General features: G+C 45.7%; 21 protein-coding genes and 3 pseudogenes. 9 read left to right on the top strand and 15 right to left on the bottom strand.

What is annotated here, in order from left to right; all coding sequences use genetic code 11:
- Nucleotides 1–135: 135 nt before the first annotated feature.
- From D0A34_00230 to D0A34_00215, 4 genes are all read right to left on the bottom strand, one after another.
- Nucleotides 136–444, bottom strand: a complete 309-nt coding sequence (locus D0A34_00230) for a 50S ribosomal protein L23 (protein UNU17491.1) — start codon at nucleotides 442–444, stop codon at nucleotides 136–138.
- Nucleotides 437–1,069, bottom strand: a complete 633-nt coding sequence (locus tag D0A34_00225; protein ID UNU17490.1) for a 50S ribosomal protein L4 — start codon at nucleotides 1,067–1,069, stop codon at nucleotides 437–439. The genes D0A34_00230 and D0A34_00225 overlap by 8 nt, the downstream gene beginning before the upstream one ends.
- 190 nt (nucleotides 1,070–1,259) lie before the next feature.
- Nucleotides 1,260–1,895, bottom strand: a complete 636-nt coding sequence (locus D0A34_00220; GenBank protein ID UNU17489.1) for a 50S ribosomal protein L3 — start codon at nucleotides 1,893–1,895, stop codon at nucleotides 1,260–1,262.
- A gap of 51 nt (nucleotides 1,896–1,946) precedes the next feature.
- On the bottom strand, nucleotides 1,947–2,162 hold the full coding sequence (locus D0A34_00215) for a hypothetical protein (GenBank protein ID UNU17488.1): 216 nt from the start codon (nucleotides 2,160–2,162) through the stop codon (nucleotides 1,947–1,949).
- A 164-nt stretch (nucleotides 2,163–2,326) separates the two neighbouring features.
- On the opposite strand from D0A34_00215, the gene D0A34_00210 reads away from it, so the two are divergent.
- The 3 genes from D0A34_00210 (at nucleotide 2,327) to D0A34_00200 (ending at nucleotide 4,090) form a co-directional block, all read left to right on the top strand.
- Nucleotides 2,327–2,803, top strand: a complete 477-nt coding sequence (locus tag D0A34_00210; GenBank protein UNU17487.1) for an NAD(P)H-quinone oxidoreductase — start codon at nucleotides 2,327–2,329, stop codon at nucleotides 2,801–2,803.
- Between the two features lie 123 nt (nucleotides 2,804–2,926).
- Nucleotides 2,927–3,532 carry a VWA domain-containing protein gene (locus D0A34_00205; protein ID UNU17486.1) on the top strand — a complete coding sequence of 202 codons (606 nt, stop codon included), beginning with the start codon at nucleotides 2,927–2,929 and terminating at the stop codon, nucleotides 3,530–3,532.
- Nucleotides 3,533–3,604: 72 nt separating this feature from the next.
- On the top strand, nucleotides 3,605–4,090 hold the full coding sequence (locus D0A34_00200; GenBank protein ID UNU17485.1) for a hypothetical protein: 486 nt from the start codon (nucleotides 3,605–3,607) through the stop codon (nucleotides 4,088–4,090).
- A 241-nt stretch (nucleotides 4,091–4,331) separates the two neighbouring features.
- Here the strand turns inward: D0A34_00200 and D0A34_00195 are convergent, their stop codons facing one another.
- Nucleotides 4,332–4,871, bottom strand: a complete 540-nt coding sequence (locus D0A34_00195) for a cytidine deaminase (protein ID UNU17484.1) — start codon at nucleotides 4,869–4,871, stop codon at nucleotides 4,332–4,334.
- Entirely contained in the window at nucleotides 4,868–6,397 is a 1,530-nt protein-coding gene (locus tag D0A34_00190) for a thymidylate synthase (protein UNU17483.1), read from the bottom strand. Before D0A34_00190 ends, D0A34_00195 begins: the two co-directional genes overlap by 4 nt.
- A gap of 330 nt (nucleotides 6,398–6,727) precedes the next feature.
- On the opposite strand from D0A34_00190, the pseudogene D0A34_00185 reads away from it, so the two are divergent.
- Nucleotides 6,728–7,575: pseudogene (locus D0A34_00185) on the top strand (IS630 family transposase).
- A 23-nt stretch (nucleotides 7,576–7,598) separates the two neighbouring features.
- Here D0A34_00185 and D0A34_00180 read toward each other — a convergent pair.
- The 6 genes and pseudogenes from D0A34_00180 to D0A34_00155 all read right to left on the bottom strand — a co-directional run bounded on the left by D0A34_00180 (nucleotide 7,599) and on the right by D0A34_00155 (nucleotide 15,810).
- Nucleotides 7,599–9,848 (bottom strand): HAMP domain-containing protein, encoded by a 2,250-nt coding sequence (locus D0A34_00180; GenBank protein UNU17482.1) that lies wholly within the window; start codon nucleotides 9,846–9,848, stop codon nucleotides 7,599–7,601.
- A 108-nt stretch (nucleotides 9,849–9,956) separates the two neighbouring features.
- Entirely contained in the window at nucleotides 9,957–11,288 is a 1,332-nt protein-coding gene (locus D0A34_00175) for a hybrid sensor histidine kinase/response regulator (protein ID UNU17481.1), read from the bottom strand.
- Nucleotides 11,281–14,091: a hybrid sensor histidine kinase/response regulator gene (locus D0A34_00170; GenBank protein UNU22109.1), complete on the bottom strand. Its 2,811-nt coding sequence runs from the start codon at nucleotides 14,089–14,091 to the stop codon at nucleotides 11,281–11,283. The genes D0A34_00175 and D0A34_00170 overlap by 8 nt, the downstream gene beginning before the upstream one ends.
- 480 nt (nucleotides 14,092–14,571) lie before the next feature.
- A pseudogene (locus D0A34_00165) lies at nucleotides 14,572–14,755 on the bottom strand (CopG family transcriptional regulator).
- A gap of 26 nt (nucleotides 14,756–14,781) precedes the next feature.
- Nucleotides 14,782–15,059 (bottom strand): annotated as a pseudogene (locus D0A34_00160) (SDR family oxidoreductase).
- A 202-nt stretch (nucleotides 15,060–15,261) separates the two neighbouring features.
- A complete protein-coding gene (locus tag D0A34_00155) occupies nucleotides 15,262–15,810 on the bottom strand; it encodes a Uma2 family endonuclease (protein ID UNU22108.1) in 549 nt (182 codons plus the stop codon).
- Between the two features lie 256 nt (nucleotides 15,811–16,066).
- Between D0A34_00155 and D0A34_00150 the strand changes: the two genes are divergently transcribed.
- The 3 genes from D0A34_00150 (at nucleotide 16,067) to D0A34_00140 (ending at nucleotide 18,583) form a co-directional block, all read left to right on the top strand.
- A complete protein-coding gene (locus D0A34_00150; GenBank protein ID UNU22107.1) occupies nucleotides 16,067–16,633 on the top strand; it encodes an HD domain-containing protein in 567 nt (188 codons plus the stop codon).
- Between the two features lie 50 nt (nucleotides 16,634–16,683).
- Nucleotides 16,684–17,817: an ABC transporter ATP-binding protein gene (locus D0A34_00145; protein UNU17480.1), complete on the top strand. Its 1,134-nt coding sequence runs from the start codon at nucleotides 16,684–16,686 to the stop codon at nucleotides 17,815–17,817.
- Between the two features lie 361 nt (nucleotides 17,818–18,178).
- Nucleotides 18,179–18,583, top strand: a complete 405-nt coding sequence (locus D0A34_00140) for a hypothetical protein (GenBank protein UNU17479.1) — start codon at nucleotides 18,179–18,181, stop codon at nucleotides 18,581–18,583.
- 74 nt (nucleotides 18,584–18,657) lie between these two features.
- On the opposite strand, the gene D0A34_00135 is transcribed toward D0A34_00140, so the two are convergent.
- From D0A34_00135 to rbfA, 3 genes are all read right to left on the bottom strand, one after another.
- Complete coding sequence (locus tag D0A34_00135; protein UNU17478.1) at nucleotides 18,658–18,888, bottom strand: DUF4327 family protein; 231 nt, start codon at nucleotides 18,886–18,888, stop codon at nucleotides 18,658–18,660.
- Between the two features lie 659 nt (nucleotides 18,889–19,547).
- Entirely contained in the window at nucleotides 19,548–21,170 is a 1,623-nt protein-coding gene (locus D0A34_00130) for a beta-glucosidase (GenBank protein ID UNU17477.1), read from the bottom strand.
- A gap of 61 nt (nucleotides 21,171–21,231) precedes the next feature.
- A complete protein-coding gene (gene rbfA, locus D0A34_00125) occupies nucleotides 21,232–21,669 on the bottom strand; it encodes a 30S ribosome-binding factor RbfA (protein ID UNU17476.1) in 438 nt (145 codons plus the stop codon).
- Nucleotides 21,670–21,865: 196 nt separating this feature from the next.
- Between rbfA and D0A34_00120 the strand changes: the two genes are divergently transcribed.
- Nucleotides 21,866–22,069: a hypothetical protein gene (locus D0A34_00120; GenBank protein ID UNU17475.1), complete on the top strand. Its 204-nt coding sequence runs from the start codon at nucleotides 21,866–21,868 to the stop codon at nucleotides 22,067–22,069.
- 285 nt (nucleotides 22,070–22,354) lie between these two features.
- Entirely contained in the window at nucleotides 22,355–22,594 is a 240-nt protein-coding gene (locus D0A34_00115) for a DUF3148 domain-containing protein (GenBank protein ID UNU17474.1), read from the top strand.
- Nucleotides 22,595–22,801: the final 207 nt, after the last annotated feature.

The raw sequence follows: 22,801 nt of genomic DNA, 5'->3' as shown, positions 1-22,801 counted from the left end.
TAGATTTGGGATGCAAGGACTTGGCGGTTTTGGATTTTAGATTTGCGATTATCAGTTAACTTGCTAGCTTTCTGGGTTTGGTATTTTCACCAGTTAACCGCAATCTAAAATCTAAAATCTAAAATCCAAAATTGGCTAAACTTCTGGGAATAGGAGTTTGCGGATCGAGTCTCCGTCGGTCAGAGTTACGGTTGCTCGCTTGTAACAAGGTTTAAAGCCGACGAATTTGCCAACTCGACGCTTTTTGCGCGGCGGGTTTTGGGTGTTGACGCCGATGACTTTAACCTTAAATAGTTCTTCGATTGCAGCTTTGATTTGAGGCTTCGTCGCTTTGGGGGCTACGTCGAATGTGAATTGATTTAATTCCATCATTCGGGTAGCTTTCTCGGTGAGAATCGGACGCTGGATCAAATCTGCGTAGTCGCGGGGGTCGATTTTACTCACCGTAAATCTCCTGAATTTTAGCTATGGCTGTAGATGTGACGATAATTTTGTCAGCCGCGAGAACGTCGTAAACATTCAGGGAAGTTGCCAAGATGACGTTTACTAATTCGATATTGCGTCCTGATAAGTAGACGTTTGGTTGCGGTTCTGGCAAGATTAACAGAACTTTTGTATCGGGTTCGATGCCCCAGCGGGATATCGCACTCAGCAATTCTTTGCTTTTGGGTCTCGGAAATTGCTCTGCAAATTCTTCAACCACAATGATGTCTTCGGTGCGACTTTGGAATGCTGTCCGCAAAGCGAGACGGCGTTCCTTTTTGTTCATTTTGACTTCAAAGTCTCTCGGTTTTGGTCCGAAGATGACACCGCCGCCCCGCCACAGCGGAGAACGGATTGAACCTGCTCTGGCTCGACCCGTGCCTTTTTGACGCCAGGGTTTACGGCCACCGCCTCTGACTTCCGATCGAGTTTTGGTACAAGCATTTCCTTGACGGGCGTTATTCAGTTGCCGCGTCAATGCTCTGTGAACGATGTGAGAAGCATTTTCTTCTTTGGCTACGCGCAGTTCTAAAGTTGTTTCCCCAACTTCTTCGCCTTGCCAATTTCGGACTACACAATTAACCATATCTTTTGTCCTTTGTCTGTTGTTAGTTGTCTGTTGTTAGTTGTCTGTTGTCTGTTGTCTGTCGTCTGTTGTCTGTTCTCAGGTCTTAGTTTTCAGCTCTTAGTTTTCAGCTTTGAGTTCTTAGTTATTGCTTGCTACTAATGGCCAACCACTATCTACTGACTGCTGACTACTGACTAATGACTACTGACTAACGTCCTACTTTTTTCTCAGGCACAACATTGACTAAGGCGCCAGCTTTGCCGGGAACTGCTCCCTTAATTAGCAGCAAATTCTGCTCTGTATCCACCCGGACAATTGTTAGTTTGCGGACGGTGACTTGAACGTTGCCCATGCGTCCCGCCATTCTTTTCCCGGGATAAACGCGACCGGGAGTAGTTCCAGGTCCGATCGATCCAGGCTCGCGGTGGTTCTTGGAACCGTGAGACATGGGGCCTCGTTTAAAGTTGTGGCGCTTTTGAAAACCTGCAAAACCTTTACCGATGCTGGTACCGATGACATCTACTATTTGTCCCGGTGTAAAGGTATCTGCTTTTAGTTGTTGACCTAATTCAAATGAACTGGTGTCTTCCAAGCGGTATTCCTGCAAGTGGCGCAGTGGATTCGCCCCCGACTTGGCAAGGTGTCCTAGTTCTGGCTTGTTGAGAGCCTTTGGTTTGACTTCGTTGTATCCAAGTTGAACGGCACCGTAGCCGTCAGTTTGTTTTGTTTTGATTTGAGTTACTGTACAAGGCCCTGCTTGTATGACGGTGACAGGGATTGCTCTCCCTTGGTCGTCAAACACTTGAGTCATGCCTAGTTTAGTGCCAAGAATGCCTACAGACACGGATTTTTTTCCTTTTATTTACGCAAGAGGTTTCGGATTGCGAAATTTACGTCAATCCGCTTGCTCTTGTGCAGAAACATTTATTTCAGTGTTCCTGCAATTAACTGTTATCAACCAACAGCCTTCCTCTGTGTTTAAAATTTGAGTTTTAAATTTGGGAGCGAGCTTGTGGAAGTCTTGCAAGGGTTGAGATTCGCGGCTTTTTACCGACTCTATCTCCGAGTTTTGTCTCGGTCTTGCTTGTTTGTGCCAGGACTTGAGCAGCAAACTACTCAGTATCCTTTACGGCGACAATTCACAATAGTACATGAAGTGTTTGCCGTTTGTCAAGGCCGGGATGAGAATTTTTCGGCTCAACTTTAGGATTTATAATATTTCCAGCTCGCAAGCAGCGATCGACCAAATTTTGATACAGCAGGAAACACAAATTTATGGGACTGATTACGACGGGATCTGATGTGATTCGGGATTTGGAAAAGTCGGGGTCGCTGGCCCTGTACGTTCCTTTAGAGGGAGGATTTGAGGGGCGCTACCTGCGGCGGCTGAGGGCTGCGGGTTACGGGGCGCACACGATCTCGGCGCGGGGTTTGGGTGATTTGGCGATGTATTTGACGGGGGTTCACGGGGTGCGGCCGCCGCATTTGGGCAAGAAAACTACTGGCAACGAAGCGGCCGTGGGTTATACGTGGTTCGTGCCGCCGATTTTGCAAACTCAATTAGACAATTTGCCGCCGAAAGCAAAAGGACTGGTGCTGTGGATTATTGAAGGGCACATTTTGTCGAATCAGGAGATTGAGTATTTGACTGTTTTGCCGACGTTAGAACCACGAGTTAAAATAGCAGTGGAGATGGGAGGCGATCGAGCTTTTAGCTGGAAGCCACTTAAAGACGCTTTAGTTGCAGCTTAAATTCCGCTATTTGCGATCGCAAATCAACTAAAAAAACGCAGCGAGCAACTAAAGCTCAACAGCTTCTGCTCGCTGGTTTTGATATTGTTGGGAAAAATTTAATTAATTAACAGGAAAAATCTTATGCTTCAGAACCGCGATTATACCATAATCATTGACAAAAGCGGCAGTATGTACACGAAAGACCAGATGGGCGGTAAAAGTCGCTGGGCGCTCATGCAAGAATCGACGATCGCATTGGCGAATAAATGTGAAGAACTCGATCCTGATGGCATAACAGTTTATTTGTTTTCCGGTCGCTTCAAGCGCTACGACAACGTAACATCCGCTAAAGTCGTGCAAATTTTCCAAGAAAACGAACCTTCGGGAACTACGAATTTAGGTGCAGTGCTGCAAGATGCTGTGAACAGTTTTTTTCAGCGCAAAGCATCCGGTAAGACCAAGCAAAATGGGGAAACAATATTAGTGGTGACCGACGGGGAACCTGACGATCGCAAAGAAGTGATGAAAACGATTATAGAGGCTTCGCGGAAGCTCGATCGAGATGAAGAGCTGGCGATTTCTTTCATTCAAGTAGGGAATGCGCCGGAAGCTACTAAGTTTCTCAAGATATTGGATGACGAACTGCAAAGCGCTGGGGCTAAATTCGATATCGTTGATACTGTCACGATGGAGGATATTGAAGGAATGACCCTGACGGAGGTATTGCTGAATGCAATAACTGATTGAGGAGGCGGGCGAAGTTCCCGTGATTATATTGGGGGCAGTTGACCCAGCAGGATTTTTTAGGGGGTTTAAGTTATGGAATCGATCGAGCGCCTGTTAGGTGAACTTAAGGCAGAGTATCAAGCATCTCAAAAAATTGCTGAGTTGAAAAGTCAGGCGCCGGCGCAAGCACAAGCGCCGTCAAATGCAACATTTAAAACATCAGATATAAATTTGTATGCTAGTCCTTTGGATCGGGATTTAGCTCAAATTAAGGCTGAGTACGAAGCGCAAAATAAAGCTCAGGAAGTCGCTTCACTGCAACCGCTTAAGGCTGAGCACGAAGCGCAAAATAAAGCTCAGGAAGTGGCTTCACCTGAACCGAGGCCAGCAGAAAAAGTCGCGAGACCGCAGTTGGATGTACAAACGCACAGACAGAAAGTTAGGCAAGCTCAGGTTTGGCTGAAAAAGTTGGATAAAAATTCCGATGAGGGATATTGGTTCGATCAGTTTGCTTTTAAGTATTCTTCGAGGATAGATGCCGCGATCGACTATTTGCAAGCTGTGAATGAGTTTGATTGATTGAACTACACGGTATTCACAATTTGTCAGGACGTTTTTTGGTTAACTGCCATCTCTATTTGTTGTAAAGGCACGGCAGTGCCGTGTCTTTACAAGACGTACAATAAATATCCTTTGTATCACGCGGGATTCAACATACGGCACTGCCGTATACCTACAAATTGCCAGCAAATAAATATCATTTATAGGAACACAGCACAGTTATTTCCTGTGGCTGCGACAACCACAGGGAGGATTTATCCTATACTAAATTTTTGGTCACAGATGTAGGATTCAACAAAAACAAAGCCGCCTTTTTTGCTGTATCTTCAGATAACTGAATTTGTTTTAACTCAACAATACCTTCACTGATAAAAGTATCTCTCAAAGCAGCTTTTTCTCCACTGTTAAAAGTTGTTTCGTAAAACACTTCTCGAATTCCAGCCGCAATGACTAATTTCAAACAATAGATGCAGGGTTCTAAGGTGACGTAAATACTAGCCCCAGCAGTAGATATACCGTGTTTGGCAGCTTTGGCGATCGCATTTGCTTCAGCGTGAACCGCCCTTGATGGCAAAGTTTTACTGGCGTCGCAACTACTCAAACCAGGATAGCAGAAGCCTTGAGTAGTACAGTGTGCCGAACCAGACGGCGAACCGTTGTAACCCGTTGCTAACACTTGCCTGTTTTTAGCTATCACTGCGCCTACAGGAAAAGCAAGACAAGTCGATCGAGTAGCGGCCAATTTTGCTAACATTAAGAAGTATTCGTCCCAAGTCGGTCTTTCTTCTTCTAAATTCATCGTCTATCCTGGATGTATTGCTTGCTCGTTTTCAGACACTCGGCAGCCTTCTGCAATTCTATTCCCAAATAACCAATATGCTCGCCTTTGATAGCCGGGGAAGCCGCACAAATTTCTCGCACTAACTTGAGAGGGTTTTTTCCAGAATAACAGGTGACAACTTCGCCGCTGCCCGGGGTGGTTTGCGTGACTACTATCTGATTGTCCGCTACTTCAACTAAAAAATTGCCTGCTGCATCGAAAAAGTCTCGATCTTCGCAGATTTTAGCATATTGGGTTTGAATTAGTCGATCGGCATTTTCAAAGGTATCGTCATACAAGTGAGCCGATTGACTCAGCGTTACCAACGGGCCCATTGTCAAATTATAATCGGAACGCCTCGCAATTTCATCTCGAATGTGCTGCTGCAAAGCCCGCAAACCCATTGCATTGGCCGGCCAAGCCGCAAACATATCGTTACTGCGGAGAGTTGCAGTTAGCGATATTTCACCATCCACCACTCGCACCCAAATATGATTTAAACAAGGACTGCCGCTGTGCTGGTGGTCTGAGGAACCGTCAGACCTTCTGTTAATATTTCCCCCGGCATCCCACAAACTAATTACAGCACTTGCCGCGTCAATTTCTTTAATTAGTTTGGCAATCACTTCTTCAATTTGATCGCGTCCAAACCACGACCGCATCCGCTGTGCGTAGGTATATTTAATGCCTTCGTTATACGGGGCATCTTCGAGCATTTGCGGTTTGTACTGTTCGAGGAAATCGCGGTCGATTGGTAAGTAATTCGGTTCAGGAAAATAAAACTCCGCAGGTTCATCTGTAATCACTGCCATTAAGTCGATTAATTCTTGCCATTGTCCGTCGTAACCAGTCGGCCGTAAGGTGCCAGTGGTCTTAATTCGGTGGATGATTTTTACCCAAGTTTCGGCGATAGTTTTGCCTTCGATTCTGTGTCCGTATTTCTGACCGGGGAGTACAGTCGGGACGATTTCGACTAGCGGAAAAGTTACGGGTTCTCCCCAAGGTTCAACAGATTCTTTTTGGGCAAAAGACTTGACAAAGGTCACTGTATCGGCTATATTTTTGGCTTCTTTCCATTCGATGGAATGACGCAATAGTTCTAGGGCTTCTGCTGCTATTTCAATATCGATGTAGCCAAATATTGCAGATTTAATTAGCCAGCAATCTCTGCCAGTATCGCTTTTGCCGGCTTCAAAGCCGTTGCGAAAAAAGTCTAGCAAGCACGCTGCCGCACCGGAGTTGCTATCTTCTTTGGTAGCATTGAGAATTACTAAAAAGCGGACGTGGGGATTGCACAGCAAGTTTCTAATTAAGAAGTTGATGCCGCGAGTAGGAGAGTACAGTTGTCCGATCGCAGCATATTCTTGAGGTTGTAAATGTTTGCCGATCGCACTTTTTACTGTCCAGCCGCTGACAATGGCTGTTTGCCCCGTTCCACAAATTAATTGATTTGGTTTGTATAGGGGTTTGTACTCAAATTTATTGACTAGATTTGTGGCTGTCATGGTTTACTGTTTTTTGCACCGCGTACTAATATATCAATAGTTTGGATGGTTTGAAGGAGCGATCCTCTCCGAGGGCTGCGCTAACGGGCGGAACACTTCGACAGCTCAGATAGAATGCAGGCAAGGAATCAAGAACCTTTAATGATGACCAGATTCCTGTTGTGAACCAGTCCTTTGTAGCTGGTTTTATCGGCTTCAGCGCCGCGTGATGCGGCGATCGCACGGGCCAATGACAACTACTCACTCTCTAGATATAGTCATTTCAAATAAATCTGAGACAAATGCAAGATGATGTAAAATCAAGAAAAATTGTTAACTCGGAGCCGAAAAATGGCATACAGTCTAGATTTAAGAAAAAGAGTAGTGGATTATGTGGAAAATGGAGGGGGTATAACTAAAGCCGCCGCCCTGTTTAAAGTAGGAAGAGCAACAATATACAGATGGCTAGGGAGGGAAGACCTTCGAGCCACTAAGGTAGAACACCGTGAGCGAAAGATAGACTGGGAAGCGCTCAGAAAAGATGTAGAAGAAAATCCCGAAGCAAGATTAATAGAAAGAGCAAGGAAATTCGGGGTGAGAGCGAGTGCCATATGCTATGCCTTAAAGAAAATGAAAATTACGAGAAAAAAAAAGAATATCGTTATAGAGAAAGGAATAGAGAAGAAAGAATACAATACTACCAAACACTGAGAAATTTAATTAAAGCTCATGGGAGTAAAAGCCTTGTATTTATTGATGAGTCAGGGTTTGAAGAGTTTCATGCTTGTGTTTATGCGTGGTCAAAAAAAGGAAAAAAAGTATATGGGGATAGACAAGGAAAACGCGGAAAGAGAGAAAATTTAGTAGCAGGAAGAAGAAAAGGAAACAAGGACTTGATTGCACCTATGGTCTTTACAGGGAGCTTGAATGCAGAAAGTTTTGAAGGGTGGTTAGCTTTATATTTATTGCCATCTTTAACAATACCATCAATATTAATCATGGATAATGCACCGATTCATCGTAAGACAGCAATTAGACTGCTGGTGGAGGAAGCAGGCCATCAGATACTTTTTTTACCAAAATACTCTCCTGACTTAAATGATATTGAGCATGATTTTAGTGCATTAAAGAGAGCTATAATGTATTCGCATTCTGCCACATCTCTTGATGAGATTATTCGCGCTTATTGTGCAACTTAGTGTCTCATTTTTATTTGAAATAACTATAGCTCCTCATCTCTCAAATTCTGTTGGAGCGGAATTTGAATTACAAATTCCGTGCCTTCTCCAGAGTGTGAGCTGCAGCTTAAAGTACCGTGATGCCGATCAGTGATGATCTGATAACTGATTGCCAGCCCCATGCCAGTGCCACTTCCCACCGGCTTGGTTGTAAAGAATGGGTCAAAGATTTGCTGTTTGATCGCTTCTGGAATGCCGTTGCCGTTGTCCCTAATTCGGATCTGGGCCCGACTCTCGTCGATGAGGCCCGTATGAATGGAGATTGTGGGAGTAATTTGTTGTCCATGCTCGATCGCGATTTCAATGGCGTCAATGGCGTTAGATAAGATGTTCATAAAAACCTGATTGAGTGGTCCCGGATAGCACTCCACCAGGGGAAGAGAACCATAGTTTCGCAGGATTTCTATTTTTGGATGATTCAGCTTGGGCTTGAGACGGTTACCCAGAATAACCAGCGTGCTATCAATGCCATCATGGATATTGATTGATTTAACTCCTGCTTCATCCAGTCGAGAGAATGTTCGTAATGCTAAGACAATTTCTCGAATTCGTCGCGCCCCCTCTTTCATTGATTCGATCAGCTTAGATAGATCGTTAACCATAAAATCTACATCCATCGCCTCTAACTGCTGTGCGATCGCTGCTGGAGGTTCGGGGTAATGAGTCTGGTAGGCTTGCACGAGTTTTAAGAGTTCTTGAGTGTATTCATCGGCATGACGGAGATTGCCATAGATGAAATTCACTGGGTTATTGATTTCATGGGCAACTCCGGCAACTAGCAGCCCCAAACTCGACATTTTCTCGCTTTGAATCAGTTGAGTCTGGGCCAGTTGTAGTTCTCTGAGGGCAGTTTCAACTTCATCCTTTGCCGCTTTTAGCTGGGCCGTGCGTTCTTCGACTCGATGCTCTAATTGTTCATTGGCTTGTTCCAGCGTGTTAAATGATTCCTGTAACTGTTGAGCCATACGGTTAAACGACTGCGTGAGTTCTTGCAACTCATACACAGATGATGCTGTCACCGCTTGGCTCAGAGATCCGGCAGCCATTGCCGAAGATGCTTGATTGAGCTGCAAAATCGGTTGAGTAATCCAGCGACTGGTGAGTATGCCAATTCCCAGAGAGATAGCTAGCGCCAGTAGACTTAACAAAATCGTACTTTGAGTATTGGCATTAATTTGGGCCATAAAGTCTGATTCTGGAACGGTGACAACCACCAGCCAGTCAATCCCCCTGCCATCCCGAAAAGGAGCAACCTGCACGAACTGGCGTGTACCGTTAATGGAAAACTCAAGCTGCTGAAATCCCTGGATCTGGTCGAAATCTTGAAACTTCTGTAGCAAAAATTGGCTTGTTTTCTGAGTGGTGGAATTTTCGCTATCGATCGCATTGAGTCGTTCAACCCGCTGTTCTGGCAGTTGCACAACTTTGTCTGCATAATATCGGAACGGTTTTTCGCCTGTAGAGGTGGCAATCAATTCTCCAGAGCGCTCCAGAATAAAACTTTGTCCGGTTGTTCCTATTTTGAGGCTTCTGAGAAAATCCCCAATCATTGACAAGTTTAAGCTCGCCATCCACACCCCTTGCAGCTCGCCTGCCCTGTTGTATATGGGTTTGCCAGGGGCAATATACATCGTTTTGCCAGTGATGTGCGGAAACACTTTTCCCCAGGTTGCTTGCCTCTGCTGGGCTGGAATTGTGTAGTAGGGCCGTTTGCGCGGGTCAAAGTTCGGCTTGCCAGCGTTGATGACTTCGAGCCGTGAGCCAATTGAGTTAGTACGGTAGGTTGTCAGCGCACGGTTATTTTCTACTTCAGAAGTGCGGATAACGATCGCACTATCATCTTGTCGCTCAGCACCAAAAAACTCTTGGTTGGTTGTAATGAACGCTGTCAGGCTGAGATTCCCAAAAGCAGGAAGTTGTCGCCACAGGAACTTCTCTATATCCCTTCCGTTATTAAGGTCGATCCGGTTTTGGCTTAGTGCAGCTTCATAACTTTCAAACGCTTGAAAAGGAGTAGCAACCAAGTGAGTTAGATTTTGCGCGATGCGATCGCTCGTCTCGTTGCGTAACTGAGCAGCTACATCGTTCACTGCCTTCTGTCCATTCCTGAAGGAAAGATAACCGACAATACCCACTGTCCCCACCGTTTGAACAACGAATGGGAAAACTAGGAGCGCCTGTAATGGCACTTTAAAGAGCTTCGGGAAGGAAGGAGCCGATGATTCATCTGGCATACTGGGATTGTTCCGTTAATGGTATCGATAACAACGGTTGAGTTCAGCCGCGGCAGATCACCTTTGCAGCATCACCAATCATCTTTATGCCGCTGCTGCAACGATTTGTTATGCTGCGTCAACGCAGATCGTTGCCTGAATGTCTTTTACAGCGAGTTCCTTCACCGGAATTGAAATCACAAACTCTGTACCTTGACCTAAAGTTGAGTTGACTTCTAGAGTTCCAGAGTGTTTCTGGACTACGATTTGACGGGCGATCGCCAATCCTAACCCTGTTCCTTGCCCCACGCCTTTGGTTGTAAACAAATGCTCAAAGATTTTTGGCTTCACCGCATCCGTAATGCCAATCCCATTATCCTGAATTCGGATCACTGCCTGAGATTCCGACAATTGTGTCTTGACAGTAATCTGGTTGGGGTTAGCTTTGATCTGAGTAAAACTGCGTCCTTGATTTGATTCCTCAAGGGCATCGATCGCATTGGCCAGCAGATTCATAAATACCTGATTCAACTGTCCCGCAAAGCATTCTACCTGTGGCAGATCGCCATAGTCTGTGATGACTTGAATTTCCGGGCGACATTCGTTGGCTTTGAGGCGATGCTTCAGAATCAAGATCGTGCTGTCAATGCCGTCGTGGATATTGTAAGGAATGGGGCGATCGCTATCCGAACGCGAGAAGGTTCTTAAACTGGTGCTGATTGTGTGAATGCGATCGACTCCTTCTTGCATCGAATCGATCAACTTGGGTAAATCCTCTTGTAAATATTCCAAATCTATTTCCTCCACGAATTCCTGTAGTGAGGCACTTGGATAAGGGAGTTCTTTTTGGTATAACTCAATTAGTTTAAAGAGGTCTTTAATATAGTCTTGAGCGGGTTTCAGATTGCCAGCAATAAAGCCCAGCGGGTTATTAATTTCGTGGGCGACACCCGCCACTAAATTGCCCAACGCAGACATCTTTTCGGTTTGGACTAAATGAATCTGAGACTGTTGCAGTTGTGAGAATGCTGTTTCTAGAGCAGCCGTTTGCTCAGCTACACGCTGTTCGAGATTTTTAGTTAACTGCCGTAGCTGCAAATGAGTTTTCACCCGTGCTAGCACCTCTTGTTCTTGAAATGGTTTGGTGATGTAGTCTACAGCACCCAGGACAAATCCTTTCACCTTACTATCAGCATCGGAGAGAGCGGTCATAAAAATGATGGGAATACTGGCTGTTTTCGGATCTGCCTTCAGACGTTTGCAGGTTTCAAAGCCGTCAATTCCAGGCATTTGAACATCGAGCAAGATCAGATCGGGAGGATAAGCTTGGACTCGCTTAAGAGCGCGATCGCCATCGATCGCGGTTGCTACTTCGTACCCCGCATCACTTAAGGTTTCACAAACCACTTCTAAGTTCGCAGGGGTATCATCCACCACCAGAATTAATTCAGGACTAGACATCGGCTTTCTTCTCTGTGAGGTGTTGTTGTAGCAACTCTTCAATCTCTTCGGCTTTAAATTGCTTGGCGAGCCGAATAATTTGTGAGGCAAAATCTGCGTAACCAGGGTTAGAGTGAGCAATATGCTCTGTGTGTTCTCGGAGCCGTTTTAAGTTGCCTTTCTGTGCCATTTCTAGTAACGTCTTTAACTCAACAGGGGAAGGAATAATACTGCCTCCTGGGTTTTCTAATGCAGTCGTTGGAAGGGATGAAGCAGACTCGTTTGAGGCTGTAATTTCATATTTCCACTTTAATTCCAAATGAGTGGCTAAGAGGTTAAATAATTCACTGACTTCCACTGGCTTTGCCAGGAAATCATTTCCCCCGGCATCTAAACTCATCTGTCGATAGGCTTGTGATACTGATGCGGAAGAGACAATGATCTTCTGGTGTTGCAAATCATTTGCACTGCGAGTTTGTTTGAGCAGTTCAAAGCCATCCATGACTGGCATTGCCAAGTCTGTAATCACTAAGTCAGGTTGAGACTGTCGTATTTTTTCCAATCCTTCTTGTCCATTTTCGGCCTCACTAACTTGGAATCCTAGTGGCTCTAACAAGTTGAAGAGAACGGCTCGGTTTTCCCAACGATCGTCTACCACCAGAATGCTGCGGCGTTGTCCTTCGTAACCAATAATTTGTTTTCCAGTTGTGAGGGAGTTTTGCTCGGCCCAATCTGTGGCGATCGCCAGTTCCACCTCAAAAAAGAATTCACTGCCGACTCCGGGTTGGCTCTTAACTTGGATTTGTCCGTTCATAAGTTGGACAATCCTTTGGCTGATGGCGAGTCCTAAACCCGTGCCCTCGGCTTGGCGCTGGCGATCGCCCACTTGTTCAAAAGCCTGAAAAATTTTATCCAATTGATCGGGCGCAATTCCTACGCCGGTATCCTCAATTTGAAATTTGAAAGAGCGAGTGGACGGATTGGGAGGATTCTCAACTACGGCAACCTTGAGCGTGACAGAACCTTTGTCGGTGAATTTAATCGCATTTCCCACCAAGTTGAGTAACACCTGACGCAGCCGTTTTTCATCAACAAAAATCCCTTCCGGCAACTGTGGATCGGGCTCGTAAACGAAGTCAATGTTTTTTTGGTCAGCACGAATGCGACAGATTTCAGCGACACCTTGGAGGAATGAGGGAAAGTGAATTGCTTTAGGGGCGAGTTCTAGTTTGCCGGCTTCAATTTTGGACAAGTCCAACACATCGTTAATCAGCGTCAGCAAATGAGAACCACACTGGTGAATGATTTCTACTCCATGACGTTCTTTCGCTGGCAACGCTTTGGATCGGTTGAGGATTTGAGCATAGCCCAAAATACCGTTGAGGGGAGTGCGGAGTTCGTGGCTCATGTTGGCAAGAAAATCACTCTTTGCTGTGTTGGCATTGTCTGCTGCTTCCTTTGCAGACTTGAGTTCGGCGGTGCGTTGTTCAACTCGCTGTTCAAGCTGCTGGTTAGTTTGCTCTAGGGCGGTGAAGGAATCGCGCAACTGCTGCGCCATGCGGTTAAAGGATTGAGCAAGTACACCCAGTTCTTTAACGCCAGAGGCTTCGACGTTTTGGTCGAGTTTTCCTTCGGCGATCGCTTCCGATGCGTGACTCAGCAGCAAAATGGGTCGAGCAATCCAGCGCGAGGTGTAGATACCCAAAACCGTTGCCAGTGCTAATGCGCCTAAGCACAGCCAAATCGTGTTGACTGTGTTGGCATTAATTCGTCCCATGAAATCTGATTCGGGCATGGCGACGACTAGCAGCCAGTCCAATCCCCATTCGTCCTGCCAGGGAGTTACTTGAACAAACTCCCGCTCACCCTGGAGCTGAAAGTCTAGCTGCTGGACGGTTTGAATGGTTTTGAGAGCGCCGAAGCGATCGCGGAGATACTGGGACGTGGCTTGAATTAGGGCGTCCTTACTCTCAAAGCCCCGTAGTCGTTGAGGTTTCCCGTTGGTCACTGAAAACACGGGCGCATCGCTAGAGCTGGCAACGATTAATCCGTTACGCTCCAGAATGAACACCTTGCTGGATTGACTAACCTTAATTTCACGTAAAAAGTCACTAATTTGCGAAAGGCGCTGCTCGACTCCCACGCTGCCGATCAACTGACCATTCTTGTTATAGATGGGGCGACTCGTGGCGATCGACAACGGGTAGTTATTAGTCTCCCATTGATAGATGGCGCTCCACCCTGGTTTGCCCGTCTCGACACCTTTGGCGTACCAGCCTTCTTTCTGGAACTGATACGCTTTGGTGATTTCAAACATTTTAGTTGGCTTGCTTTGGTCATTCGTAATGTAGTTGTACAAATCAGGATTGCCGTACCGCTTCGGTAGCACCAGGCTAATGTCAGGATTGCCGTTGTTGGGAATGGTTGACTCGCGGTAATATCCCGATGCGATAAAGTCGCCCGTTTTAGAGCCGTAGAGGATATAGCCAACCTTGTAGGTTTTTACTTGCTTGGCAAAGAATTGAGCTAGGCGATCGGCATCCTGTAAGTTCAACAATCCCAGGTCAATTTGCTCGCCGTTGATTTGGGTCAAATAGCGGGTTGCAGCGGCATAGCTGTCGAGGTGCTGATCTACACGGTTACTCACCTCCGTTTGCAAGTTAGTCGCTAGTTCATTCACTGCTTGTTGTCCATTTCGCAGCGACAGATACCCTGTTAATCCTACGGCCCCGAAGATTTGCAGGATGAATGGAACAACCAGACCGGTTCGCAGGGGAACCTTACTAAAGCCTTTAGCAACAACAATTGTGGACTTTGACAGCATAGCGTTCAAAACAGTAAAGATAGGGTACAGGCTTGAGAGTTCCCAAACCTGGTTTAGAGCCACGAGATTTTATCGGCAATAAACAGGGAAAATATCGGCTCGGGTTGGACTTCTAAACAAGCATTGCGGTTCAAGTTTTCTAGCGTCAAATTCCGCACCACTTGCTAGGTGAAATACGCACCGACGCTAACTAACAATTAATGTCGTACCTCCAACAACCAATCGCATCAGCAAGTTGCGAGCCTTTTTCTCTTTTTCACCGAGAGCAACAATGGCTGAGTTGCTTGATGTGCGGTTGGTTGTTGGAGTGACTGGGAGGCGGTTATCAGTTTTGATCTGTTAGCCGGCTGTTCTTTTTAGTCGATCGGGCGATCGTTCTGGCTCAAATTTAAAGGCGATCGCACTCCACCAACAATCTCTCAACCCCATTCCAATCGAAGACTACCGCTTATAGAAAATCGCAGATAAAGCCTTGGCTTTCTAGTCGTGGGATGAATCTGCTGACCATAAAGGGTCAGTCCTTTTCACTTTACGCCTCAGTCCCCTAATCAGAGTTCTTAGCACAACAGGTTTGATTTCTCACTTCTGGCTCGCAATATTTCTTTAGTAATTCTTTCTCTTCTTGAGTGACGCCAAACGTAATAAATACATCTGGCTTGGGCATAGACAGATACCACAGTTAGAGATACCTTAATTATAGTGGTTAGGGTATTGAACCACTTTACAATCTAGAAACAAGTCAGTATTTCTAGGGTCGGGATCAAAATAATTTACTCTGATGCCCGGCGCTCCGACCTCTTTTGCAAACACCCCTGTTAACTGCTCTACCGCTGCTTTGGTTGCTGAGTAAACGCCATAATTCGGCAAGGTCAAACGCGAACAGACGAATAAAAATTGATTACCCGTCCATTATCATGAAGTCGAGTTGCCGCCTCTTTCAAACCCCGCAAAACGCCTTTGACGTTGATTTAAAAAAGCGGAAATTTATATATCAATCGCGAGCGACTGTATCAATACTTCTTTCGTTCCCTGTAGGTTGAGCTACCTTAAACTCGATTTGAACCCTCCCACATTCTCATTAAACCCAGTCTTAAGCTAATTTTTTACCCTTAAATTTCAATTTTTGAATCTCTGTTTTTACGGTTTTAATAAATTAATAAAACTAATTACTCAAGCCAACAATTCACTGACGGCTACGCTAAAGTCTGCAAGCACACTTTGAGTCTTAACAACTTCATCGGCATTAAACAACCGCCAGCGTTGCCCTGCATTGACAAATATTAATCTAGCTTCAGGAAACAGCAACCAAACTTCTAAACATCCCGATTCCAAATATTCCTGAGCTTTCGCAAATAACTCTTCGCCGCTATCTTCCGGGGAAGCAACTTCCGCTATCAAAGGAAAACTTTGCGAAAATGCTGTAAAATTGCCTGATTCTGGCAACAATTCAGGAGTGATGTAAGCAACATCGGGACGGCGACCCTGTTTGTTAGTGCGGCAAACTATGTCGGTAAGAACTTCTCCTCCCTGTCCGCTGGAGTCTTTATAATTTCCCCAGAAACGGGCTAATTTAGATTGAGCTAGACTGTGCTTGAATGTCATTCCTGTTTTCTCCACTAAGTTGCCGTCAACCCATTCTCTTCTATCAGTAGGGTTGACTAAAAACTCTTCTAGAGATATGACTTTTTTAGGTTCAGATTCGGGCTGATTATCTGCTATGTTTTCTAATTTTGGCTGGAATCCTGGCTCTAATTTTGGGTCTGCATTTTTGGGCGAAATTGTAGTAGCTGTCACAAGCGCAACCTCTATTTGATGATTTTAAGTTTACACACGATCGCTCTCGATCGCATCTTTATGATCTTATTGAAGTGGGCAGGGCGAGTGGATATCAGCTATCGAAAAAAAACAATTTTTGTTTTTTAAACTTAGCCCTACAATTTATATATCATAGCAATTGACAAAGGTGACTTTCATGATTCTCTCAAACCGTTTTTCTGAAGCCCTCACCTATGCCGCCGAATTGCACGCTACCCAACTTCGCAAAGGTTCCGGCGTTCCGTACATTGCCCATTTGTTGGGCACTGCTAGTATAGCTTTAGAATATGGGGCAAATGAAGATGAGGCGATCGCAGCTTTGCTTCACGATGCGATCGAAGATCAAGGTGGCGCCACCACCCGCGAAGCCATCCACCGCCGCTTTGGCGATACCGTCACAGCGATTGTAGACGGCTGTACCGACAGTGACACGACGCCGAAACCCCCTTGGCGGCAGCGAAAACAAGCTTATATCGATCGCATTCCTACAGCTTCTGCCTCAGTAAGATTAGTCTCGGCTGCTGATAAACTTTATAATGTTCGATCGATCCTGAAAGATTACCGTCAATTGGGCGACTTGGTTTGGGAACGCTTCAAAGGTGGCAAAGACGGTTCTCTCTGGTATTATCGTTCTTTAGTAGAAGCATTCCGCCAAGCTGAGTTAACGCCTATAGTTGAAGAATTAGACCGCACAGTTTTAGAATTGGAACAGTTTTCTGAAGGCTGAAGGCTGAAGGTAAAAAGCACTAATTATCAATTACCAATTACAATTAAAAAATGGCAAATGTTCGCTTAGAAAATATTACCCGACGCTACCAAAACGTCACCGCGATCGAAAATATCAGCTTCAAAATCCCGGACGGAGAATTTTGGGTATTAGTCGGGCCCTCCGGCTGCGGGAAATCTACAATTATGCGGACAATTGCAGGTTTAGAAACCGCAACTTCCGGCAATCTTTACATCGGAGATAATTTAGTTAACAACATTCCGGCGAGACAGCGGGATGTAGCAATGGTGTTTCAAAATTACGCGCTTTATCCGCACATGACTGTCGCAGAAAACTTGGCATTTGGATTGCGGATGCGGAATGTTGACCCGACTAAAATTCAAGAACGAGTCGAAACAGTGGCGCGATCGCTCTCGATCGACCACCTCCTTAAGCGTAAGCCCAAACAGCTATCAGGCGGACAGCAGCAGCGGGTAGCACTGGGAAGGGCGATCGCCCGCGAACCGAAAGTATTCCTTTTAGACGAACCGCTTTCTAACCTCGATGCTCAACTGCGAGACGACACTAGAGCCGAACTCAAACAACTGCATCAAAGGCTAGGAATTACCACAGTTTACGTCACCCACGACCAAGTGGAAGCGATGACTTTAGCTGATAAGATTGTAGTCTTAAATGGGGGAAAAATTCAACAAATTGGAGACCCGCAAAGCATTTATGCCAAACCAGCTAACCGCATGGTTGCCACATTTTTAGGCAATCCCGCCATGAACATTTTGCCGGCAATTTATACTAACGAATCCTTTCAAGTGGGAAATCAACATTTAGCCTGTCCGCCCTCGATTCAGAAAAAATTGCAGGCGAGAGAAGGACAAGGATTTGATTTGGGCATCCGTCCAGAAAATATAGAAATCTTTACCCCACAAACGGTAGAAGATGATGATTTGAAAACCGATGTTTGGGCACTAGAAAAAGTCCCCCTCGATGTAGAGGTAAAAGTAGTGGAACCTCTGGGGCGAGAAACTTTAATCCGGGCGAGTTTGCCTTTGGTGAGCGCTGAAACTACTGTACAGGTGCAAGTACCTGCGAGTGTTCGCTTGCGATCGGGCGATCGGCTGACGGTACAGCTTGACTTCGATCGACTATTTATATTTGACCCTTCCACCGGTGAAGCGCTGTATCCTTAACGGGCTTGAATAGGGCTTAGGCACGGTTGGCCAGCAACCAGGTTTTTTTAGTCGCAGTGGGTAAGTCCTGTTCAATCTCAAATCTCAAATCTCAAATCTCAAATAGACTGAGCCTTCCAGTGGGAAAGTCTCGATTCCTAGTTACAAAACTTTACACTTGACATTTATTAATTTACGAAGTAATGATACAATTAGTATTGGCCCAACGGAAAAACCTCCACCCAAAAGCTGATCTTTCCTGACTCAGGGCGATCGGGACCCACAACGCAAGCATCTTCCCGCTAAGAAGCGGCTTTACGCCCTCACTTGGGAGCAACTAGCGAACCAAAAACTCAGAAAAACGTTCTAGCGGCATTTTTAGATGAACCCCGACAACCTGCCTCAAATGCTGCAAACAGGATTTCACCTAACTTTAGGTGCAACTTCCTTTTTAATTGAGACATTGCAAGATCCCGTGAAGCGAGAAGAAAATCTTGACAAACTGAAGTCAGATTTGGGTCAGCTAGCCGATGAGCTGCTGGAAAAAGGAGAAATGACCGATCGAGAAGCCCGGAATTTTGTAGATACTATTTTCTCTCAACCGGACGATCGGGAGAATGCAGAAAGCGAATCTGTCTCGCCCAAGCAATCGGATGCAACGACTGATGCTCCTCCCGAGTCGGTTGTACAGCCTAACGTAAAGCTAGAGATTCAAGAATTAACTGCACACATGGCAGCGCTGAGGGTCGAGTTGGAAAATTTGCGTGTCAAAAATTCCCAGCATTAAAGAATCAAGAGTCTTTAATACAGCCGGAGTTTACTTGCAAAGTGATTTACCAACTTATTTAAAAGAACCAAACTTTAGTCATTGTCCCAGTTTTCAGAACCGATCAGGTCGGCGATGCGATCGCGCAGCAAGAAGTCGCATTTTTCTAACTCGCACTCCACGCAAGCCCATTCCCGAGGCGGAATGAATTGGCAGAGCGTGTAGATAGGCTGTTGCCGGCTCAGCACACCCTCGTGCACGAGGTGACGGGCTTCATCCTGGATGACATCTAAAGAGTATTTGATTTTGATAGTTGACTGAATCATAATGCGCCCTCAAGGTTTTAGTTAAAAAAAAATTATGACCTTTGTAATAATATAATCCAAAATTCCGGATATGTAAGTTAAATTTTGTCAGTATAGAGGTATACAATTCACTACGGTTAAGTGAAAAAAATTCTAGCAATGATGAGTAAGTGATCGGATCAGTCTTGGGAGGTAGAGACGTGGCACATTTTTCCGGCTAGCAGGTGGATCTGTTGCAAAGCTCATACCCTTTTATATTTGAGACTTGGGCGTGAGGTGAGACGTTCGGCGAGCGCTCAGTCGAGCCGTAGAGTCGCGCTCTGTCGAGCGATTTTAGATTTTAGAATTGGGAATGAATGACGGGATATGGGTTTGTAGCTTGCCTACAGTTGCATTCTTTTTTGGGCGTTGCTTAATCAGGGTATGAAAAAAATAACTTGAAAATCCCGAAGTTTTGTGGATACTGGTTTCTCTGACTTGCATATTTAGCCCTTCATACCCTAAATCAGCAACGCCCTTTTTTGAAACTGATATCACTTCAGGCCTTAGGCACTAAAGCCCGATCCCCGGTTTCTGGATGCTTCCCCCTCCAAAGGCAGAATTTCTCGCGAGAAACCGGGTTGATGAATTTAACTCTTGAGGCAGCAAGCAGCAAAGGAAAGATTCAGGAGTCCGGCAACTCAAGCATTACCAGTTTCGTTAATGCCGAATAGCAATTCTAGAGCGAGAGATTGCGCGGCCGGCATCTGCCCAAAACAGAATACATAAGGAATACTCGGAGGCAAGTGTGGCAAAAATTGCTCTAAAACGTAGGGGCTTCCGTAAATTAATACAGCTTGCAGTTCACCCGTCTTTAATAATTTCTTAAACCAATCTTGAGCTGCTTCGGTCAAACCAGCACTGCCTCGGAAGCAATTGCCGCGAATGAAAATTTGCAGCAGCGTCGCAGAAAAATGCTCTGCACCTGTATTTTCAGCGATCGCGCCTGTGCGATCGTCAATTAGTTGCAATTCGTAACCAAACTGTTCGGGAATGGCGATCGCCGGAGTGTGGTTGCCCAAAAACTCGCACCCCAAAACATCATCTACAACAATCAAATTCCGCAAAAGCTGGTTTTCTGGGGGCTTTTTCGCCACTAAAGGCAGAGAACCTCCAAATTTCAAAGAATCTCGCAAAATATCGGCAGCAGTTGACCTTGCCTCTGGGTTTGCCAGCAAACCTAAGTCGATCGAGTCGATCGATGTTGAATTTACTGCTTTTTCCTTTTCCTTTACTAACAAACCGACTTTAGCTTTAGCAGACCAAATTCGCTTGACAGATTCCTTGATTTGTGCTATAGAAAGTCGCCCTTGAGTGACAGCTTCGCAGACAGCCAGAATCGCCCCTTCCGGGTCAAGCGGCATCAGCAAAACATCAGCACCAGCCTCAGCCGCCAAAACAGCAGCTTCATTAGTGCCGTACTTATTGGCGATCGCACCCATCACCAAAGCATCCGTCACGATCAAACCTTCAAATCCCAACTCTTCTCGCAGCTTGCCGATCAAAATCTTGCGAGAAAGAGTAGCAGGAAACTCGGCATCCCAAGCCGGAATCAGCAAGTGAGCACTCATCACAGCATCGGCCCCAGCGGCGATCGCCTCCACAAAAGGAGGCAACTCCACCTGGGCCAATCTCGCTGGCGAATGCGGCAAAACCGGCAATTCCAAGTGAGAATCAACCGCCGTGTCTCCGTGGCCGGGAAAATGCTTAGCTGTAGTCAAAACCGGGTGTTGACCTGCGCCGCGAATAAAAGCAGCGGCTAATTTCCCGACAATTTCCGGTGTCTCGCCAAAAGCGCGGACGTTAATCACAGGATTGTCGGGATTGTTGTTAACATCAACCACTGGTGCGAAAATCCAATTTAGACCGATCGCCCTAGCTTCGATCGCAGTGACAGCCCCCATTTGTTCAGCATATCGATCGGCTTTACCTGCATCGTGCCGCGCCACTTCGGCAATTGCCATCGGCGGCCCGAACCAAGTCGCCCCGCCGAACCGCTGGCCGACACCTTCTTCAATATCAGCCGCCAGCAGCAGCGGAAACTTGGCCCAAGACTGCAATTGGTGCGATCGAACCGCCAACTCCGCAGCACTTCCCCCCACCAAAATCACGCCGCCGACGCCCAACTTTTCCAGATAATAGCGGAGTTTGCTAGCAGTTGGTTCCCATTCGGGATAGCGGATTTGGTGGTCGAACAAGCAGCCAGAAGCGCGCACCACGAACATCTGGGCCACCAGTTCTGGTAAGGAAAGATTGTCAATCATGGGAAATTAGGAATTGTTGACTGTTGACTGTTGACTGTTGACTGTTGACTACCTTCAGACACTAATCCTCGTCTGCTTCTAAATCATCATCATCATCATTTTCATTGCCATCCGCCAATCCTTCGTCATCAAACATACCCGGTTTGCGATCGGCAGAAAGCTGATTCAGCAGTATCAACATTTTATCGCCCCGTTCCAAAGAATGGTCTTCGAGAAATATCACTTCCGGTGTCCGGCGCAGTTGCACCCGTTGACCCAACTGGTTGCGGACGTAGCTAGTAGCAGATTTCAAGCCCTCCATAGTCTCGGCCTTTGCCTCATCAGTACCGTAGATGCTGACAAAAATTTTTGTATGCTGAAGGTCTCCCGAAACAATTACGTCGGTAACGCTAACCATACCAGCACCTACACGGTCGTCCTTGATTCCATTCAGCAACATCAGGCTGACTTCCCGTTTAATCAGTGAAGCTACACGCTCAATGCGACGATTTGTAGCCATAGAAACTATCCCCTACTTTTAGTTCAGCCATTTTCATCCCGATTTACAATTGTAGCGCGATCGGTCAGGGGTGTTACGGGCGATCGTCCGAGTTAGGGGTGAGATACAGCTTAGAGGAAAAAAATGTTTGATTGCCTATAGGTGAATATATAGCTAATCTAGAGAGGTAGAGTGAGAGACAGCTTAGAAGAAAAAAATGTTTGATTGGATTGTCAAAACCGTAGCCGATGCTTCAGGGGTAACTAACCAGCTAAAGATAGCTGAATGGGCAAGATTGAACAGGACTAACCCTTTCGATATGGGAGCCAAAAACTACCAACGATGTCTTCATGACTTAAGGTTAGGGGGAAAATATCATGAACTTGAATATAACGAAGATGGCAGCCTAAAATATCAATAACTTTGGCGGTTATTCCCTTAATTACGCTTTATAATTCTCCCTTTTATTATCCATCCCTAATCCATTAATCAATCAAACAGAAACATTCCTTTCCTATCCGCCCCAACGGGCGAAAGGTGACACAGTACCTTTTTCCCCTTGGGGACTGAAATTTGTTGGAATTTATAGAATAAACCCAAACTTGTAAAACTCCCTAACATTGGACAGATAGTAAGATAATTAAATCCATCCGCGTATCCGTGTTAAAATTCCTTTATCGCCGTGTTTTTTTAGGGAATAAAGGTCATGGAAAAAGAATTTACAATCGGTCAAAAAGTCCGAGTTGTGGCGATGCCGCCTTACGTCAAAACTGCCGAACCGATGCCGATGCTGCGGCCTGCGAATTTAATTGCGATCGGCGCTGAAGGTGTTGTAATCGATCGGCGTCCCGGCAATTATTGGGGAATTCGCTTTGAAAAAGGTGCTTTTTTGTTAGACAGTCAGTACATTGAAGCGGCGGAAAGTAATGTAGAAGGTAATGGGTAGTGGGGAATGGGGAATTGATCTGATATCAAATTCGTTGGTATCAGAATTATTCATCTCTCTCTTCTGGAGACTCAGCGCCCTCTGCGGTCTCTGCGGTTAAATCATTCCGAAACAACAGTAAACGATGTGAGAACTTAAAATCTCCCTTTTCCTTCATCGCTCAACATCCCTCCGTTAAATCGGTTAAATCCCATTGCTGGCTCGTTG

Source organism: Microcoleus vaginatus PCC 9802, from assembly GCA_022701275.1.
Lineage (GTDB): Bacteria > Cyanobacteriota > Cyanobacteriia > Cyanobacteriales > Microcoleaceae > Microcoleus > Microcoleus vaginatus_A.
Note: the sequence above shows the minus strand (reverse complement) of the source record. Positions and strands in the feature narration are given on the sequence as shown.